Source organism: Stenotrophomonas sp. SMYL89, assembly GCF_036319985.1.
Classification (GTDB): Bacteria; Pseudomonadota; Gammaproteobacteria; order Xanthomonadales; family Xanthomonadaceae; genus Stenotrophomonas; species Stenotrophomonas maltophilia_Q.
The window spans coordinates 155725-173242 of the sequence record NZ_JAWIRW010000008.1 but is presented as its reverse complement, the minus strand read 5'-3'; the positions used below and the strand labels follow the sequence as shown (position 1 = coordinate 173242).

The following is a 17518-nucleotide window of genomic DNA, read 5'->3' as shown; positions in this document are numbered from 1 at the left end:
TTTCGCACAAATGTGTGACCTTCATCACATTAATATTTGCCAACTCTGGCGCCAATCGCCTGGCCACAGTTGTAGCAACACGGCCCCGGCGGCCCGTGCACGATTCCGGCAGCTGCAGCGCCCTTTCCGGCAAGTTGCCATGCGAATTCGGCGCACAGTGGGGCCAGCGACAAGGTGGCGCGCGCTGCGCGCCATCGGGAATCAGCCCTTCATCGCCCCATGCCGGAACGAGGCCAACAGCGTGGATGCGGCCATTGCCGGGGCCAGACGGCCGCGCGCAAGCGACCAGGTGATGCCGTAGAAGCAGGTCCAGTAGAAGTCGGCCAACCACACCGCGGTGAACTCGACATTGAACTCACCCGCTCGCTGGCCGCGCAGGAAAAACGCCTCGAAACGTTCACCGATCGGGGCCCAGCGCTCCGGCAGCAGATGCAGGTCACCCTGGCGCTGCTGCTCTTCCATCATCCGCGCGAACACCAGCGTCACCAGCTCCCAGTCGGCCAGCAGTGCCGCCGTGACCTGCTCCAGCACCTGCTGCGCATCCACGTTGCCATCGAACGAGCTTGCCGCTGCTTCCAGGCGTTCGAATCCCGCCGCGAACAAGGCCTCGTCAATCGCCTCCCGCGTTGGCGCGAACCGGTACAGGGTCGCGCGACTGATGCCTGCCCCGCGCGCCAGTTCGCTGAGCGTGCAACGAGGATGGCTGACCAGGGTGGCAGCAAGGGCGTGGTGCAGGTCGCGGCGTGTGCGGGCAGCGGCAGGTCGCATGGAGGGGCCTGGATGCGGGGTCCGGTCACGCTAGCATGAATCATCAATTAATAAACTGAATCACATTTGATTCACTCGAATCACGGATGCGCTACAACAGACCTGCGTCCGGTGCACCCGGGTCGGCGCACGGCAGGGAACGCGTCACAGGCATCGAAGGAGACAACGCCATGCTGCATCCGCTACGCGACATCGCCGTTCTGTTCGACGCCAGCGATACCGGGGACCGCGTACTGAACATTGCCGCGCACCTGGCGCAGGCGCAGCAGGCGCATCTGGTCGCGGTATCAACCGCCCAGCATCCCACCGACATCGCCAACGGTTTCGCGCGTGGCGCGGGCATCGCCGCCGCACTCGACCATGAAGCCCGCGCTGACGCCGCCTGCACCGCGCAGTTGATGCAGAACCTGCGCGACGCCGCCGAACCGCTGCAGATCAGCACCGAACTGCGCATCGTCTCGGACTATCTGGGCGGCGCCGATCTGGCCCTGCAGTCGCTGTACTGCGACCTGATCGTCGCCGGCTATCCGCATACGCCCGGCGCTCCTTCCGGCTGGCATCCGCTGGGCACACTCCGCCAGACCGGGGTGCCGATGCTGCTGGTGCCGCCGCACTGGAAGGGCGAGCAGGTCGGCCGGCGTATCGTGGTGGCCTGGAATGCCAGCAAACAGGCCCGTCGTGCCGTGGCAGATGCCCTGCCTCTGCTGGCCCGGGCGCAGGCCGTGCACCTGCTGATGGTCGACACGCCCAAGGCTGAAGCCGCACCCGGCGCCGAAATGGCCCAGCATCTGGCGCGGCACGGTGTCGAGGTCGAAATCCAGGCGATCAGCTCCAGCCAGGGCGGCGTTGCCGCCACCATCCGCCAGCATGTACTCGATGCCGAAGCCGATCTACTGGTGTTGGGGCCGTACAGCCGCAGCCGCGTGGTCGAACGCGTGCTCGGCGGCGTCACCGAGGATCTGCTGGCCGAAGTTCCGGCGCCGCTGTTCGTATCGCACTAGTGCCGCCCTGCCCGGCGCGGCGGTAGCCGGTCAGCGACTGTCCGGTATGCCGCCGGAAATAGCGGCACAGGTAGGACGCATCCTCGAAGCAGAGGCGTTCGGCGATGCGTCCGATCGGCAGTTCGCTGTAGCTCAGCAGTGCCTTGATCTCCAGCACCACCTGGCGGTCGATCAACGCCTTCGGTGTTTCATCGAAGCATTCCCGGGTCAACTGCGAGAGATAGAACGGGGTGATGCACAGCGCCTCGGCATAGGACTGCACGTCGCGCTGGCGCATGCTGCGCTGGCCGACCAGCTCCCAGAAGTTCCAGGCCAGGCGCTCGCGCCGGCCAACCTGCGGCGCGGCCTCGTAGCGTGCCGGGAGCAGCGTGGCGAACTTCAGGAAAAAGGTCTGCAGCAGATTGCGCAGCATCACGTGCCGATGGCGGCCACCGTTGTGCTGGGCATCCATCAACTGCTGAAGCCAACCCTGCAGCAGCGGCACCTCCAGCGGTGACGGTACGCAATGGGGATGCTCGTGCAGGAACTTGAACAATGCATTGGGCAGCACATAGGCGACCTCTGAGGCCAACGCTTTCGGCATCAGGCAGACCACCGCCAGGAAACCGCGCGAGCGCTGCCGCAGCAGCGCCAGCGTATCCTCGGCCAGCACCAGCACGTCGTGCCGCTGCACCGCCGCCTCGCGGAAGTTCAGTGCAAAACGCGCACGCCCGGACACGCACACCAGCACCGCCAGGTACGCGTGCCCGAACGACAGTGGAACACCCAAGCCTTCAGCCAGCGTGCTGACCTCCAGGCGCATGGATTCGTCCTGTTCCAGAAGCTGGGGGATGCGGTCCACGGGCTGATCCGGCTGGATTCCGGGGCCCAGCATATCGGGCCCGGTGCCAGACTTGTGAAAAGTACCGAAATGATCAAGATACCGCCCCCCACCCGCAGTAGCCGACGCTGGGGCTGGATCAGCCCCCGCTGCGCTGCATGAACAGCAGCTCCGACGTTGACGCGTCTTCCACCGGCTGGAAGCCGAGATCACGGTAGAGGGCCACCGCCGCGACGTTGTCACGATAGACACGCAGGGTCAGGCGCTGCACCCCCGGCGACCGGAGGGCCTCGGCACCCAACAACTGCATCAGCACCCGCCCCAGGCCGCGCCCACGCGCCTGCGGCGAGACAATGATGCGGCCCAGGTGGGCAGTGCCGGGCGCGGTCCACCAGTACTGGCCGAACCCCATGCACGCACCCTCCCCGTCCAACAGCACCCAACCCGGGCGCTCGGCCAGTTCAAGAGCCTGTGCGAATGCCTCAGGCAGCAGAGGAAACGCAACGCCCGGGCCAGCCCAGCGTTGCGTCGCTGCAAACGAATCGAGCCAGCCAGCGATACACGGGTAGTGCGGAGGTTGAACCGGTTGCAACTGAGCGGGCATGAGGATGCCAGTGTGGTCTGGTCTGCTGATTGTGAGCGACCCGGTCGGCGCCGTCACGCTGCGCGGCAGCCCTTGAGATTTGTCCTAGGACAATAAACAATGCCATGCGTCCATGCACCTGCTTGCGCCCGGCAGCCCTCCCTTCACCTCTCCAGGCCCCCTCATGTTCACAGGTCTCAGCGCGTTTCCGCTCACGCCCTTCAACAACGAAGACCTCGACACCCGCGCGTTCGCCGGCCTGGTCGAGCGCCTCGCGGCGTCGGGGGTGGACTCGATGGGCATCCTTGGCTCCACCGGCAGCTATGCCTACCTGGAAAAGGCCGAACGCAAGCGGGTGCTGCGCCAGGCCCTCGCCCACGCCGGTGGCGTTCCAGTAATCGCCGGGATTGGCGCACTGCGTACCCGCGACGTGGTGGAACTGGCCAAGGATGCCGAGGATGCGGGCGCCGCCGGTCTGTTGCTGGCACCTGTGTCCTACCATCCGTTGAAGGAACACGAGGTCTACGCGTTGTTCGAATCGGTGTGCAATGCAGTGCGTACCCCGATCTGTGTCTACGACAACCCCGTTGCCACCCACTTCCGGTTCAGCGATGAACTGCATGGGCGAATCGCTGCCCTGCCGAACATCGCCTCGATCAAGATGCCTCGCCTCTCCGATGACCCTGCGGAAGCGGTGGCTCGGGTTTCCACCTTGCGTGCCCGCATCCCGAAGCACGTCACGCTGGGCATCAGCGGCGACGCGGCCGCAGTGCATGGGCTGGCCGCCGGCTGCGATGGCTGGTACTCGGTGATCGGCGGGCTGTTCCCTGAGGTGGCACTGCGGATTACGCGCGCGGCCCTCAGCGGCGGGATCGCCACGGCAAAGGCCTTGTCGGCGGGGCTGGCGCCACTGTGGGCGCTGTATGACCGGTTCGGTGGGATACGTGTAATGGCGTGCGCTGCAGCGCTGATGGGGCTGAGTGGGCACGGCAACCTGCCGCGGCCGCTGCTTGGCCTGGAGGGTGATGACCGGGCGCTTGTAGCGGACGTGCTTGCGCAGCTTGGGCTGTGCTAGCCGAGCCAACCCGCGCTGCAGCCGCCCTGCATGCCTCTCACCACAGGGTGATAGGTCTACGACGCCACATTCACCAAACTGCTGGCCGATCAGAATGCCATCGCACCATCACCACCACAGTCGCAGCTTCAGCCCTGCAGGTACGTAGGGCCGTCCCAGCCATCAAGGTACTTCGGCAACTCATCGCGAACCTCAACTACGCGCTGCCGATAGTAGAGATGCATTGTGGGCGCCATGGCAACGTCCAGCCATCCATCGCTTGCTCGGGCGAGCATGGCGTTGGGAACAACACACATGCCCAGACGATTCGTGCCGAACACAACCTCGCCGCACGTAGCACAGAAGGTCTTCTTCAGCTGCTTCTGGGGATGGCTGAAGCTTCGCGCATCGAAGGAGGCCATCTGAACCGACGAAGCCTCCCAAGCCGTCGCCGAGAACATGGTGACACCGTAGAAGTCCCTGCACGATGAACAGTGGCAGTTGGCGCGTGCGACCGGCTCTCCAGCCAGCTCAATGGCGACGTTCCCGCACAGGCACGCTACTCGTATCGACATGATGACCCGAAAGAGAGGGGCACGCGCGGATTCTACTGCCATATCTGGAACACATGCCGACTGCCCCAGCAGAAAATTCAATCGGCCTCACCCACAGACGCAAAGTGTCGTCCATCGACTTCAGGGTCTTCGGGCGCCTCCTCCCGATACCCTTTCCCTTCAGGGCCAGCAGGGTATCCAGCATGTCGTACCGCACGACGATGGTGTTGATGGCGCGCTCGCCGATGTTGCCCACCTTCTTCACCCGGAGCAAAGTGACGGCAGCGAACTTAACGCGGGGTGTAAAAGAGAAGGGCCCATCGGAGAGCGGGCCCTTCCTTGTTCATTTGCCGGTTGTTGACGACTGGATGGGCTTCGGGGTGGTCAGATCGTAGGCAAAGCATGCAGCCTGCATTTCCGTAAGCGCCTTCCGTCGATCGTGCGACGCCTCTCTGCGATCCGTGATCACTGGGAGCTTCAGACGAATCACGTCAGCGACAGCTCTACGATCAGCAATTGCCGCGGATCCCCCGAACCCAGAGTCCTCCAGCGCCTTTCCCGCCATACCAGAGGCGCCCCCCAATGCACTTAGTCCCGCTATTGCACCGGCGTGCTTGGCAGCGTTCGCCGCCGTAAGTGCAGGTGCGATGACCGTGCCCGCGACCAGCCCGATGCCGTACACCCAGAGGGACGCCTTTCGCTGATCAACGGATTTGTTCTCCATCCCGAGGATGAGCTTCTTGCATTCCGCCAGTACCGCTGGCAACGCCTCCTCAACGTCCGAGGCGTCATCCACCTCCTCTCCAGGCTCATACCATCCGTCGCGGGGAAGCCTCCTCGGAGGCTTGACTCCGCTGGGATCAGGCGCCTGGGCCTGACCGTCAACGGGGGGCGGCGGAGGTGGAGGTGGAGGTGGTGCTACGGCGGCCCGGGAAGGATGGCCAACGAAAGAGACGTTGTAGGGTGCAGTGGCCCCCCCCTTGGTTGAACAACCAACGCAAAGCACAGCCGCAACCAGAACAGCGGTCATCGCCTTCATGTTGCCCCCTGTCGGCGGCGTCATGCCACCGCTGGGGCCTTTACTACCACAGGATTGCGGTTTTCACGGGACCGACAATCCGACGCTGCCTGCATTTTGCCGGGGCCCAGTTTGGCGGACACCGGTTGCATGGCCTGCGGCCGCGTGAATCCAGCCTCCACCTGGGCCAGGTACCCAGCCCGGACGCACTGCGCCAGTAGTAGTGCTGGTCGACACGGGGTACACCGGGTTCGTCGAAGATGGCCTCTATCCGTCATTCCGTCTGATTGACGATTCGATCATCGGCGGCCGAGTCCGCCTCACCCAGCACCTGCATGGCGTTGCATGACCTGCCGCGCTTGGTTATTGCTCGCGGGTCAGGCGAAGGTTCCCATCGGACGGCAGCAGGATTCGATAGACCTGCCTTTCGCCCGCGTTGATGGTCAGGTTCTGAGACGTTGAAATGTTCGGGCAGGCGCCGCCGCCTGTGTCGAGCTTCACGAAGTAGGAGCCTGGTGATACATACAGAGTGGCGGCTTCGGACTGGCGAATGTCCATCACCTTCTCATTGTTGAGAGAGATGGCATGCGTGCAGGCAGATCCATGGAAACCCTTGTCCCGCATGATGTAGATCTGCGCACTACGGTCCGGCGACGGCGCCAAGCGTTCGGCCTTGTAGATACGATCAGGAGGCACCGGCCTGGCGGTTTCCTCCGTGACGGGGACCGTGGAACAGCCGATTAACGTGGCCATTGCGGCCGCAGCACCAAGCATTCCTTTCCGCATGATCCCCTCCGTTATTGTTGGCTGATTCTACTGCGCGTCCGCACTTGCGCAATTCCGAACGGATCGGCAGAAAGATTACCTTACGGCATTGCGATTCAATTGCCGCGCGGCAATCCAACTCCAGCCGCCCACCAAGCCTCCCGGCAGAGGTGGGCAGCCAAAGTGTTGAGAGCGATCCAGACGAAGATGGCCGGGGGTGCACGAGGTCGGCAAGTAGCGCGAGGCGCCGCTGGGCCGGTATGTGCGCTGGGCACTTCGCTGTCTATCCGATCCGCTTGTCGCCGTGCACAAGAACACGGTATGGCCATCACCGGAGTGCCGTTGCGACAGGTGCAGATCCTGGCCGGGCATGCCGACTACGCCACTACTGGAAGTGCTACGAGCACCTCTCCCCCTGAGGGCGATGACGGTGCGGTGGCGAAGCCAACCTATTGATTCGCCATTACCACCACTGTGACCAAATGGCGCCTTTTGATGGCCCGATATGGCCTGTGGCGATATAGCGGCTTTCGCAAGTTGTTGATTCTGGCGACCCCGGCCCGATTCGAACGGTCGACCTTCCCCTTGGGAGGGGATTTCGTCGCCCGCTCAATCAGCAACTTACGAAGTGCCTGGGACCAGCGTGGGTCCATTGCCACTCGATCACACGACGCTGGTGATTACTGCCCCATCAGGGAACCCAAGAGGCAGGGCTGGCAAATGTCCACCTTTCCCAACAACCCATGCTACGTGACCAAAGAGTTCTCCCGCCAAAATCGGCAAAAGCTCGCGCTTGGTTGAAGAGTATAAGTGAAGCGCCAGCACGTTCACGCTGCGCTTACATTGCACGCCAATCTACAACTCCAGGAAGGAACTGAAATGCGTTTGAAGGCTGCAAAGGTCATTCTCGGAATATCGCTTTTCACAAGTGCCCTCTCCGCACACGCAATCGACTCAATAACCTGTGATGACTGCACTTTGACAAAGCGTCAGATGCAGTCAAAGGCAGGAGGAGACGGAGACTACTACTTCTGGGATTTCAAGAATCGACGCCTGTACCACATGAACGTATCCGGTAGTGGCGGCCCGCTTTATCGCGCAGCTGCCGCTCCAGGCGGAACAAAAGTAAAGGAAATCATGCTGACTGCGGACGAACAAGCAATGTTCAATGCGGGCATGCAGCTCTACGACGCGAATGGCCGGTCTGAGACGGTTAGAGTCCAAGCGCCTGTATATGACAGCCGCGCTGCGCTCAACTCATTCGGTGGCGCGATCGCCGCAGCGCCCACCCAGGCTATACCACTCGCCGATCCACCTCAGACCTACCCGATGAATGCAATGGATGCGGTGACGACACCGGCTTGGCGTGAGGCGGCTATTGCGAAAACACTATCCTACGACAATCTCGGGCCTTTGCGGTTTGTGGGAGAGACCCTTCGTGTTCTCGTTTCAGGCTTCTCTCAAGCCGTCAACATCACAAAGCTGCCGAGCCCCTTCAGCATCGTAACCACTATTCCCTTCCCTGACGGCTCTTACATTCTCGTGCAATACACCTATCAAGATCACGGGTACAGATACATCCGTGGATCCGGGCGAGACGCAGCAGGCAATGTGATTCCTGACGGGCAGAAGGATATTGCGAGCCCCGATCAAGCTTCCCAAACGTACATTTATCCGACGGGCCCACTTGCGGCAGGCCCGGGTGGTGAGATGATAAGACACCTCGACAACCTGGGTGTCCGTTGGATCGGCGCAAACTCTCCACCGGTATATGTTGGTTTCCGAATCGGCTGTTCCTACACTCCCTCAGGTGCACAATGCCAAGTGAACTCCCTAACCCCATAGAACGTGGATCAGAGCGACTGATCCACGGAAACGGCATTCTTATCCGGGCATTTTTGATCCTGACGATGAGCTCTGCAGTATGGATGCTGGCCGGACTGTCGATCGGAAGGGGTGCCAAGGGCGCTCTTGTCTGGCCGTACATCATTCCATCCCTCGTCTTCATCGCGCTCATCGTTTCCTATAGAGCGAGGGTGCGGAATGCCGAATGGTTCACCAATAAGCCACGGACGCTGTTCCTGCTTACTCTGTCTTGGATTGCCTGCGCAGTTGGGCTTGTTCTTTCAGTAGCACCCTTCTGATGACTGAGCCCTGCCGTCGTGATGGCGGTGGGGCTCACATTTCCTCATGAGGGCTGCGCCCTACAGCACCAGTGCTCTCTCGCCTGAATCGACAGGTCACCCTCGCACGCGCCTCCAGCCGATACTCGATGGAACCGTCGGCGCGTTCCACCTTGAACGCATAGGCGTCCGGCACATTGGGGTCGCCCGCAGCGCGAAGGGCAACCTGGCCCGGGTCGGTCAGGTCCTCGGCCACCTCCACCTGAGGGTCACCGGCGTTAGTGATGCCCTTGCCCTTCAGCGCCACCAGGGTGTCCAGCGTGTCGTACTGGACGATGTTGGTGCTGATGCCGCGCTCACCGATGCTGCCGACCTTCTTCACCTGCGCGAAGGTCAGGGCCTTGAACTCGGTCTCGGGCAGATCGGTGTGCAGGTTGTTCTCCAGGTACCGCTGGATGATAGTCTTGTCGCTGTGCTCGCACATCTTGCGGGTGGCGAGCAGGTTGAACTTCGACCAGGCAGCAGCAGCGTGTTGGCGATCAACGCCGTGTTCGTGCCGTTGAACACGTTGAGCAGTGCCTGATTGAGCATACCCACGATCAGCTCGGAGTCGGTAAAAGCTGTCCAGCTGCCAGTCGGGGCAGCAGTCGGAATCACGCCAGCGGCATTGAACAGGCCGGTGAAGCCCTTACGGCAGGGTAAGGTGAATCATCGTGCGGCCTCCTTCAGCTGCAGCCGGGAAAGGGTGACGTTCAGGGCGGCCAGCTCGTCCATCTTCATGACGAGCCACATGCGGCGTTGCTCGTGGATGCCGTTGAAACTGCCCAGGTGGCAGCCCTTGCACAGGCCACGGTGGTGTAGTGCTGCCCCTACTTGATGTGGTGGGCGTCGCTCGGTCCTGGTCGGCTACAGACACTGCATGGCAGCAGCTTTACTGCTTCCACGTGCCGCTCCTCTGCAGGAGTGAACGCCTTCTAGTTCTTCGAGCGCATCAGCAGCCCTCCCAGATCGGCAGGGGAGTGCGTATCCTCCCGCCATGGATAGGGGGAAATATCGACATGGGCTCGAGGAATCGGATCAACTGGATCACGGTGCTGCTGTACGTCGCGCTGATCACGGCGGGCTTCGGTGCAGCTCTTGGGCTGCTGTCCCTGACCGGACAGATATCGCTTGGCAAAGACGCGCCCGCGTGGGTTCAGGCCATTGGTAGCATCGTGGCCATCCTTATCGCTGTTGCAGTTCCTTCGGCTCAGCACTATCTGACTGAGAGAAAACAAGAGCGCGAGATGGCCGATAAGGCGCGCAGCCTGGGGCTGATGCTGCTGCCTTCATCGAAAGGCATTCACCAAATCCCAGAGCCATCCCATGGTCCCCCTCTCTGTGCTGGAGCCGATTCTGCCATGACCTTCATCCATCGGAACGAGCGGGTCTAAGTGTAGGAACGGCTCTGACGAACTACCGTCGTCTGGAGCGAGACCAGCAACCGCGACATGATCCTGACCGACCGCCGCGGCGCGCGATCATGCGATCCAATCAATGCTGATCGCTGAACCACAGACACTCAACTCCCTTGTTCGTGGCCTCCAAGGTCAATACCGGTGAGCTTCTTTATCGCGAGCAAGACGTTCTGGGCGGCGAGCTCCACGTTGTCAAGAGCCGTCGTGTAATCAGAGAGTCTATGAAAAGGATGATTACCATACATATCAATCTCCTCGCCGGCGTCCAGAAAGGCATTCAGCACATCAAGGCTGGACTGCAAATTGGAGACACCAATAGAGATCATTTCCAGGCCATCAGAGAGGATGACAAATGGAACTTGCCCCTTAACCCTCAGAAGACCTGAGACAGTCTTGGCGTCGGCCCCAGCGGCCAAGGCCTTCGGTATTTCAGGCAGGATCTTGTTCTTAATCGTCTTAGTTTGATCCCGCACGTCGAGGATTTTCGGAAGAAGACGATTGATTTCGATAAACGAGATCTGACGCTCTCGCGTGGCACGCCTCTCGTTATCCACCTTGTAGTTGCGAGCGGGAACGTACACCGCGAGAAATGTGGCAATGGCAGCAGCCCAACCACCGATAGCAGACACGGCCGTCCAGTCAAGTCGACAGGTGGGCGCGAAATTGAAGCAAGGAACCATGACTTCAGCAACGATCATCTGGCCATTTCCATATGGTGGAGACGCCATTCTGCCATGGAGAGCCGCCGTGTCTGACACGGCGCTCAGCGCTAAACCAGATAACGGCGCGCTTTCGGCGACGGGCAACCATCGGAATCTGCACATTGGGGCTGCCCACTGCTCCATCCTGCCTAGTAATCCATTTGCCACGACTGCGCGTCTCTCGGAGATTGCCCATGACTGACCAGCTGCTCACCGCCGCAATGGTCCACGTGTTCGCCCTGGCCGGGTTTGCGGCCGGCATCGCCACCCTGTGGGCGATCAGCCGCGCATGCCTTGCCGCGCGCGCCGGGCTGCGCTGGTGCTGGCGGAGGTGAGCTCATGGCCAATAAGTTTGGAAACGCCGACGGCGGCGGCTTCAACAAGGAAACGTGGCTCACGCCGCCACACATCCTCGCCGCGCTCGGTCCCTTCGACCTCGCCCCCTGCGCAGCCCCTTCGCCACGCCCTTGGCCGTCGGCCGCCAGGCACATCGAGTTGCCCGGGGACGGCCTGACGGCGGAGTGGCAAGGTCGGGTGTGGTGCAATCCGCCATATGGGGCCCAAGCCGTTCGCTGGCTTCAGCGGATGGCGGAACATGGGAACGGTGTGGCTCTGGTTTTTGCACGAACCGAGACGACCATGTTCCAGGATCAGGTCTGGCCACGGGCCCACGCAGTTCTGTTCTTGCGCGGCCGCATCGCGTTCTGTTCACCAGACGGCAAACCAGCAATGAGCGACGGGCACCGTCCGTCCTCATAGCCTACGGGGAATCCAACGCGCGGCAGCTGGCCGCCTGTGGGCTCGAAGGGTATTGCATGAAGCTCGAACCGGCATTTCGAAAGAACGATGACCTGTTCGGGGCTGCCGCATGAACGCCCAGCTCTTCCCCCGCGAACCGCGCCGCATGAAGCAGCCGGCCAAGGACGTGCTGCGCGAGCAGCTGGTGGTCGCGGCCGATGAAGTGATCTGCCTTCGCGCAGAGGTTCTGCGCATGCGCGATGCAGCAACCCAGGCCACCAAGCAGCTGCGCGCTCCGCTGGCCACGAACTAAAGGAGGACCGGATGAGAGCTGCTGAAAAGCTGGACATCGTCGGAAAGGACTGGCTGACCGTGGACGAGGCCGCGCACTACTGCGGGGTGTCACGAAGCCAGTTCGATTCGAACATCGCCGACTACGGCATCGAACCACGAAATTTCATGGGCAAGAAGCTCTACGAGAAGGCTGCCCTCTACTCTGCAATCTACGGCTCCAAGCAATGGTCAAGGTCACAATCGTCTGGCGCGATGGCGCCGCGTACCTCAACTGGCGGGAAGGCGGCAAGCGAAGCCGTGTCGCCATTGGTCGCGTCAGCCCACGCGAGACTGAGCGCGTATGAGCAGCGAAAGAAGCGGAACTGACCCATGGTGTGCGCATCCTCCCCGGCTGCCCACTGTCAGGGATTTCCTGGAGGCGTACCTGGACTGGTACAAGGTGGAAGACCCGACTACGCACGGCAAGGCAAAGAGCGAGGTCCGACTGTTCATTGCTCGCTTCGGCCATCGATCGATCGACACCCTGCGCCCGATGGAAATGGAGTCATACAAGACAGATAGCCTGACCAAGGACAAGGTGGCACCAGAGACCGTGGGCAAGGAGGTGCGTAGGCTGCAGGCCGCGTTCCGGCGTGGCGTGAAGTGGAAGAAACTGTACTTCAACCCGCTGGAGGAAACCCAGGCACGCGCGGCGTCCGCAGCGTAGCGGTGCGGTTCTACGACCGGGCCGCGATGCGCAAGCTGTATCGTGCGAACCCCGGTCGGGCGCCTCTGTGGCTTTTCATGGCCCACACGGGTCTGCGCCGTGGTGAGCTGGTTGGACTGGGCAAGGATTCGGCGGCAGGGAGCAGACTCAGGGTCGAGAGCGAGCCAGACGAAGATGGCCAGGGGCGCACGAAGTCAGGCAAGTGGCGCGAGGTGCAGCTTAACCGGTATGCGCGCTGGGCGCTGCGCCGCCTACCCGATCCGCTGGTGGCCGTGCACAAAGACACCGTATCCGACTGGTTCGCGTCCGATGCCAAGCGGGCTGGGATCGGCGGCAGCCTCCACCGGCTACGGCACACCTTCTGCGCCCACGTGGTGATGGCCGGAGTGCCATTGCGAAGGGTGCAGATTCTGGCCGGCCATGCCGATTACGCCACGACCGAGAAGTTCTACGCCCATCTGACGCCTGAGGGCGACGATGGCGCGGTGGCGAACCTCAGGTACTGAGCAGGAGCGCTGGGCCTACTGGGACCAAATCCTGTGGATATGCGGGAAACAGTGGGAAATGCTCACCACTGAGTCCGCCTAAGTTGTTGATTCTGGTGACCCCGGCCCGATTCGAACGGGCGACCTTCCCCTTAGGAGGGGGGCGACCCGGCTATATCCGCCAATGCCCTTAGTGCGATCTGTGCCAATGCTGTGCCAGATTACGCACGGCCCGGGGTCCGCAAGCGCCGTAAAACGTTGTATCCGCAGCACCTGCGGAGCGCGGTCGGGCCTTTTCAGACGCCCCGCCGCATCTGCTCGAGCCCTGCCCTCACCCACGCCTTGCTGCAGACGTCCCTCGCTCGTGGCTTGGTCTCTGTCGGCGGCTTACGCGGTTCGAGTGCCGCCTTGATTCGCTCGAGCTCCTTCGCTCCGGCCTCAGCCAGGAGCCGGGCCTGTTGCTGCTGCACGCGGGTCGGCGGCAGACCGGGCAGTGGCGGGGGCAACTGGATCGGCGGGCTGTCGGTCAGCCGGGCGACGGCTTCACGCAGAGGCAGCTCGGGATACAGCCGGGCTGCGCACCAGCGCTCGGCGTAGCGCATGCCCTGCCTGATGCTGGCCGCGAGCACATCCTTGGTCTGCCACATCTTCCGGGCGTCCAGGTGTACTCGAACGCCCTGCACCCTCGCTGGGGAAACGCTGGCGATCTGCCGGCCGCTCCACCACAGCACCCAGCTGTCCCCCATCTGGACCCAGCCAGAGGGCATCGGGGTGGTGCTGAAGCCTTGGTAGCCGTGCGAGGGGAGCATGGCGGAGAGGATAGGACTGGGCGTCGCAAATCCTGCGAACGCGCCAGCGACCTACATGAACCGTTCCGCGTTGGCAGATTCGCGATGCATCCGGATTGGCTGCTAGGGCGTATGTGGGGTGTCTGCGCACCGCAGGCAACCTATCAAGGAACGCACAGTGAACACTCTTAAGCGCATTGCCACCGCAGTGAGTCTCGCCGTACTCGTTTCAGCAGCTTCGTCCAGCTTCGCCGCCAGCCCAGTCATGGTCGGCGGGGCGGAGATGTATCCGACCAAGACAATCGTCGAGAACGCCATCAACTCCAAGGACCACACCACACTGGTCACCGCGGTCAAGGCAGCAGGGCTGGTCGACACCCTCAACGGGACCGGTCCCTTCACCGTTTTCGCCCCCACCAACGCAGCCTTCAACAAGCTGCCGGCGGGTACTGTGGATACGCTGGTAAAGCCTGAGAACAAGGCTCAGCTGACCAAGATCCTGACCTACCATGTGGTTCCTGGCAACTACAGCTCCGCCCAGCTTATGGCGGATGCCAAGAAGCACGGCGGAAAGGCCACTCTCAAGACGGTTCAGGGCGAGCCGCTCACCGTAGCGCTTCGTGATGGGAAGCTTTGGGTGGTCGACGCCAAGGGAGGCAAGGCTGGAATCAGCATCGCCGACGTTGGCCAGTCGAATGGCGTCATCCATGTGATCGACACCGTCTTGATGCCGAAGTGACCCAGCGCGGGCCGTAGGCACCTCAGGGTGCCTACGCTTGCGAGGCCGGCGAGGGATCTGGCATAAACAATCTGTCAAATCCAATTTCTTAACTGTTCATGCTGTATGGTTGACGCATCAGGCTCCTCTCAGGCGCGAAATTCTTCGCCCCCGTGTCTAGCCCCTTACAGGCACGACACATGACACCCTCAACTGCTTTCCGGGTCCTTCGGATCCGCCCTCTGCTGCGCATCAACGGAATGATCGAGCGAGTCGAGACTCTGCAGGTTAAGTGCGGCGCATGTGGGGACGAATCGCGACGGTCGCGAGGGTATGGGCTTGCTGATGTAGAGGGGGGTGTAGAGCTCACCTGTCCAGGCTGCGGGGTGACGGGAATACTGACCGGCGACCAAGCTTGGATTCTCTGGGCCGAGCAGATGAGGCAGGACAGAGTCTTGGCGCTAGCAGGGGTGGAGCCGGACGACCTAAATCGCCCCTAGGTCCTGAATTACCGCCTGCCCTTCACGGAGCACGACGGCCAAAAGTCGACCACCCGCCACCTGCCTACCTGCCTGCTTGTTGAGCCAGGTCGCTTGGATCCTGCCGGCCGCGAGGACATCCGCTGGAGCAAAGCTATCCGGCCTGCCAACCAATGGCTCCCCAGGAGAGGCCAATCCTCCATCCAAAGGATGCACAACCGATGGCCGGGAACTGTCGCTCTTGGCATAGGCAATTGCCATCATCCGCGCACTCTTAGGCGACCAGCCTCCCAACACCAACTCGGTCCCGAGTTGGTCGAGAGGCAGGCCGGCCTTGGCCGCTGCCTTTTCATAGTCCGGCCATAGCCGGTCCACAACCAGCCCCAGCTCGGCAGATAGCTGCTCTATCGTGAAGTCAGCCCGGAAGCTTGCTTGGAGGGCGAGCTCGTAGATGCGAAGAAAGAACTGTGTGGACCCGCGTGCCGCCAACACCAAGTTGTGCTGCGGGATCAGGAGCACCTTCGCGCCGGACGAATGGACTCCGGTTCGGGCGTCCTCAGCAAGGGTATCAACCGCAACAAGGATCTGGTCAGGGCGCAGCAGAACATTGAGGATGCTCATAGCGGGCTCTTCTAGGCGTCCGCAGAATATCGCCTTCCCCGCCCCTGCCTGTCGAGACCACCATGACGACCGAAATCACGGAAATCCTTGATCGCCTCCAAGCCTGCGAGGCCGGACTCGAGATGCACCGCGGCTACCTAAAAGCCATGGAGTACGCGCTTCGGGTCTCTGTGCTGACCCACCCCGAGCCTGAGCGGCTGACCGAGAACTGGCTGCGACTGCTGCCGAGCATCGCGGCAAAGCACAGAGAGGATGGAGGCGACCTATTCGCTGCCGCCTTTCAACAATCGCTCACGGTTCTTACGGAGCAAATAGGCGCAGGAAACACGCCTCCTTAGGCTGCTACGGCGAACGGCGTCACGAACGCTACCAGGAGATCCATTGCGGTAGCGTTTACGTCGTCCGCGTTGCCGCGCTGATTGAATCTAGTCCAATCTGCACGGGCCACGCGCCGCAATTCGTCTGGTTCGACTGGAAGCCACTTCATCGGCCAGAACGGGAGGCGGCGTTGCCCAACCCTGCCCCGCTGCAGTTCCACGATACCGTTGTGGCTACTCGCGCCCAGCACACGCGAATAGGCTACCGATAGCCCATCCTCTGGCCCCTCCATGTACTGGAGGAAACGTTCGCCATCGAAGAGGAGCACCCCCGTAACCCCAGCATTACGATTGAACCGGGTCGCGTCGTCCACAATCGGATCCAGCTTTCCATTGGACAGGCCCAGCTTGTCGCCGGCGATTTCCTCGCCTGCACCGCTCACATATACAACAGCCCTGATGGGCATGGCGCCACTCCTATATGAGAAGCAACCGTAGCAGCCGTTGCCAAACGAGAGAGTGAGGAATCAACGCTTTGTGATGAATCGTTCATGGCGATCTCACAGTGAACAGGGAAAGTCCTCACTTCGCCCATGCGGTAGACCGCGCAGCATGTTAGCTACTTTCGAGGTTGCGGCAATGCCTGATACAGGACTGTTCTACGTAGTTGATGTTGAGTCGGTGCTCGATGAACAGGGAAGAATCGCCTACGTCTCGAGCTTAGCGGTACGTTGCGCCCGCTGCAGTACGATTACTAGCTCTACAAGAGCCGAACTGGAAGCATTGCCTGGTGGCACTGTGCTCACTTGCGGAAAGTGCGGGGCCAGGCAGATGGTCAGCAACGCCCGTTTGGTGGAGTGTGAGCACTTTCTGGGCGATGGTCGTTCAGCACCAAGCGTAGACTAAGCAGAGCCAGAGCTGCATTGCCGTTGAAATCGTTTCGAAAAACGATGAGCAATGCTAGGCGAATGTCCGTTCAGTCGGAAGAATCCTGCTGCTTGGATGAAGCTTGCCTCGCGTAGCGAAGAACCGTTTCTTCGTCTTGGAGGGCGATTTTTATTGAAGAAAGCCATCTCCCCGCTGCACCACGATTTTCAATCAAAATTGCAAGGTCATCACAAAGACAATTGGCACACAGATAGCCGCCAGGACTTGGCCTCCGGCACCTCTTACACGGCAGCAAAGTAGTCTCTGACGGGCTACGGAGCTGATAGGCAATCCGCACCATCAAAGCCTCTGCATCCGTGCTCCTATCTCTCAACCTATCCACGGATCACCGCTCCTTCCACAGAAAAGGGGCAGCGCAAGCCTGCGCCACCCTCTCTCAACTACTCGCAGTCGATCTTACTTATTCGACTTATGAGCCCCGCCTTCATTGGCGTTGCGCTCTTTGGACTCCTTGTCCTGGCGTTCCTGCTCCTGTTGCTGTTGCTTCTGCTTCCCTGCATCCGGCTCCGCCACAGCCGGCTTGTTGGTATTGGATGCATCACGCTTGAAGTCATTCATAACATTGCTCCATCGCGGTGGA

General features: G+C 61.5%; 23 protein-coding genes. 11 read left to right on the top strand and 12 right to left on the bottom strand.

Features of this window, described 5'->3' with window-relative positions; translation table 11 throughout:
• Positions 1-201 precede the first annotated feature (201 nt).
• Positions 202-768 carry a TetR/AcrR family transcriptional regulator gene (locus V3B41_RS12445; protein WP_049430975.1) on the bottom strand — a complete coding sequence of 189 codons (567 nt, stop codon included), beginning with the start codon at positions 766-768 and terminating at the stop codon, positions 202-204.
• A 170-nt stretch (positions 769-938) separates the two neighbouring features.
• On the opposite strand from V3B41_RS12445, the gene V3B41_RS12440 reads away from it, so the two are divergent.
• Positions 939-1769, top strand: coding sequence for a universal stress protein (locus tag V3B41_RS12440; protein ID WP_197632263.1), 831 nt, complete (start codon positions 939-941; stop codon positions 1767-1769).
• Here V3B41_RS12440 and V3B41_RS12435 read toward each other — a convergent pair.
• Both V3B41_RS12435 and V3B41_RS12430 read right to left on the bottom strand, forming a co-directional pair.
• The gene (locus V3B41_RS12435) at positions 1717-2610 is read right to left on the bottom strand and encodes a helix-turn-helix domain-containing protein (protein WP_329861269.1); all 894 of its coding nucleotides are present in this window, start codon (positions 2608-2610) and stop codon (positions 1717-1719) included. The two genes, V3B41_RS12440 and V3B41_RS12435, sit on opposite strands and share 53 nt — an antisense overlap.
• 118 nt (positions 2611-2728) lie before the next feature.
• A complete protein-coding gene (locus V3B41_RS12430; protein WP_329861267.1) occupies positions 2729-3193 on the bottom strand; it encodes a GNAT family N-acetyltransferase in 465 nt (154 codons plus the stop codon).
• Between the two features lie 163 nt (positions 3194-3356).
• On the opposite strand from V3B41_RS12430, the gene V3B41_RS12425 reads away from it, so the two are divergent.
• Positions 3357-4247: a dihydrodipicolinate synthase family protein gene (locus tag V3B41_RS12425; RefSeq protein ID WP_329861265.1), complete on the top strand. Its 891-nt coding sequence runs from the start codon at positions 3357-3359 to the stop codon at positions 4245-4247.
• A gap of 128 nt (positions 4248-4375) precedes the next feature.
• Here V3B41_RS12425 and V3B41_RS12420 read toward each other — a convergent pair whose 3' ends face one another.
• From V3B41_RS12420 to V3B41_RS12410, 3 genes are all read right to left on the bottom strand, one after another.
• Positions 4376-4801 (bottom strand): GFA family protein, encoded by a 426-nt coding sequence (locus V3B41_RS12420; protein WP_329861296.1) that lies wholly within the window; start codon positions 4799-4801, stop codon positions 4376-4378.
• A 322-nt stretch (positions 4802-5123) separates the two neighbouring features.
• The gene (locus tag V3B41_RS12415; RefSeq protein ID WP_049430985.1) at positions 5124-5576 is read right to left on the bottom strand and encodes a hypothetical protein; all 453 of its coding nucleotides are present in this window, start codon (positions 5574-5576) and stop codon (positions 5124-5126) included.
• A gap of 585 nt (positions 5577-6161) precedes the next feature.
• Positions 6162-6584, bottom strand: a complete 423-nt coding sequence (locus V3B41_RS12410; RefSeq protein WP_065428086.1) for a hypothetical protein — start codon at positions 6582-6584, stop codon at positions 6162-6164.
• 858 nt (positions 6585-7442) lie between these two features.
• Between V3B41_RS12410 and V3B41_RS12405 the strand changes: the two genes are divergently transcribed.
• Positions 7443-8408: a hypothetical protein gene (locus tag V3B41_RS12405; RefSeq protein ID WP_143568313.1), complete on the top strand. Its 966-nt coding sequence runs from the start codon at positions 7443-7445 to the stop codon at positions 8406-8408.
• Between the two features lie 333 nt (positions 8409-8741).
• On the opposite strand, the gene V3B41_RS12400 is transcribed toward V3B41_RS12405, so the two are convergent.
• Positions 8742-9170: a hypothetical protein gene (locus V3B41_RS12400; protein ID WP_180849171.1), complete on the bottom strand. Its 429-nt coding sequence runs from the start codon at positions 9168-9170 to the stop codon at positions 8742-8744.
• A gap of 607 nt (positions 9171-9777) precedes the next feature.
• Between V3B41_RS12400 and V3B41_RS12395 the strand changes: the two genes are divergently transcribed.
• A complete protein-coding gene (locus V3B41_RS12395) occupies positions 9778-10119 on the top strand; it encodes a hypothetical protein (RefSeq protein WP_329861262.1) in 342 nt (113 codons plus the stop codon).
• 128 nt (positions 10120-10247) lie between these two features.
• Here the strand turns inward: V3B41_RS12395 and V3B41_RS12390 are convergent, their stop codons facing one another.
• Positions 10248-10841, bottom strand: a complete 594-nt coding sequence (locus V3B41_RS12390; protein ID WP_049431021.1) for a hypothetical protein — start codon at positions 10839-10841, stop codon at positions 10248-10250.
• A 197-nt stretch (positions 10842-11038) separates the two neighbouring features.
• Between V3B41_RS12390 and V3B41_RS12385 the strand changes: the two genes are divergently transcribed.
• The 5 genes from V3B41_RS12385 to V3B41_RS12365 all read left to right on the top strand — a co-directional run bounded on the left by V3B41_RS12385 (position 11039) and on the right by V3B41_RS12365 (position 13088).
• Positions 11039-11179, top strand: coding sequence for a hypothetical protein (locus tag V3B41_RS12385; protein ID WP_171968965.1), 141 nt, complete (start codon positions 11039-11041; stop codon positions 11177-11179).
• A 533-nt stretch (positions 11180-11712) separates the two neighbouring features.
• Positions 11713-11895, top strand: coding sequence for a hypothetical protein (locus V3B41_RS12380; protein ID WP_049431024.1), 183 nt, complete (start codon positions 11713-11715; stop codon positions 11893-11895).
• 11 nt (positions 11896-11906) lie between these two features.
• Positions 11907-12242, top strand: a complete 336-nt coding sequence (locus V3B41_RS12375) for a hypothetical protein (RefSeq protein WP_235643856.1) — start codon at positions 11907-11909, stop codon at positions 12240-12242.
• Between the two features lie 73 nt (positions 12243-12315).
• Entirely contained in the window at positions 12316-12582 is a 267-nt protein-coding gene (locus tag V3B41_RS12370; RefSeq protein ID WP_235643857.1) for a hypothetical protein, read from the top strand.
• Between the two features lie 26 nt (positions 12583-12608).
• Positions 12609-13088 carry a tyrosine-type recombinase/integrase gene (locus V3B41_RS12365; RefSeq protein ID WP_329861259.1) on the top strand — a complete coding sequence of 160 codons (480 nt, stop codon included), beginning with the start codon at positions 12609-12611 and terminating at the stop codon, positions 13086-13088.
• 275 nt (positions 13089-13363) lie between these two features.
• Here V3B41_RS12365 and V3B41_RS12360 read toward each other — a convergent pair whose 3' ends face one another.
• Positions 13364-13876: a hypothetical protein gene (locus V3B41_RS12360; protein WP_241875916.1), complete on the bottom strand. Its 513-nt coding sequence runs from the start codon at positions 13874-13876 to the stop codon at positions 13364-13366.
• 157 nt (positions 13877-14033) lie between these two features.
• On the opposite strand from V3B41_RS12360, the gene V3B41_RS12355 reads away from it, so the two are divergent.
• Positions 14034-14594 carry a fasciclin domain-containing protein gene (locus V3B41_RS12355; protein ID WP_100443551.1) on the top strand — a complete coding sequence of 187 codons (561 nt, stop codon included), beginning with the start codon at positions 14034-14036 and terminating at the stop codon, positions 14592-14594.
• 464 nt (positions 14595-15058) lie between these two features.
• Here the strand turns inward: V3B41_RS12355 and V3B41_RS12350 are convergent, their stop codons facing one another.
• Positions 15059-15673 carry a hypothetical protein gene (locus V3B41_RS12350; protein WP_241875915.1) on the bottom strand — a complete coding sequence of 205 codons (615 nt, stop codon included), beginning with the start codon at positions 15671-15673 and terminating at the stop codon, positions 15059-15061.
• Positions 15674-15735: 62 nt separating this feature from the next.
• Here V3B41_RS12350 and V3B41_RS12345 point away from each other — a divergent pair, with 62 nt between their 5' ends.
• On the top strand, positions 15736-16011 hold the full coding sequence (locus V3B41_RS12345) for a hypothetical protein (RefSeq protein ID WP_100443554.1): 276 nt from the start codon (positions 15736-15738) through the stop codon (positions 16009-16011).
• Here V3B41_RS12345 and V3B41_RS12340 read toward each other — a convergent pair.
• A complete protein-coding gene (locus V3B41_RS12340; RefSeq protein WP_241875914.1) occupies positions 16008-16457 on the bottom strand; it encodes a BLUF domain-containing protein in 450 nt (149 codons plus the stop codon). The two genes, V3B41_RS12345 and V3B41_RS12340, sit on opposite strands and share 4 nt — an antisense overlap.
• Positions 16458-17334: 877 nt before the next feature.
• Complete coding sequence (locus V3B41_RS12335; RefSeq protein WP_019658981.1) at positions 17335-17496, bottom strand: hypothetical protein; 162 nt, start codon at positions 17494-17496, stop codon at positions 17335-17337.
• Between the last annotated feature and the right edge of the window lie 22 nt (positions 17497-17518).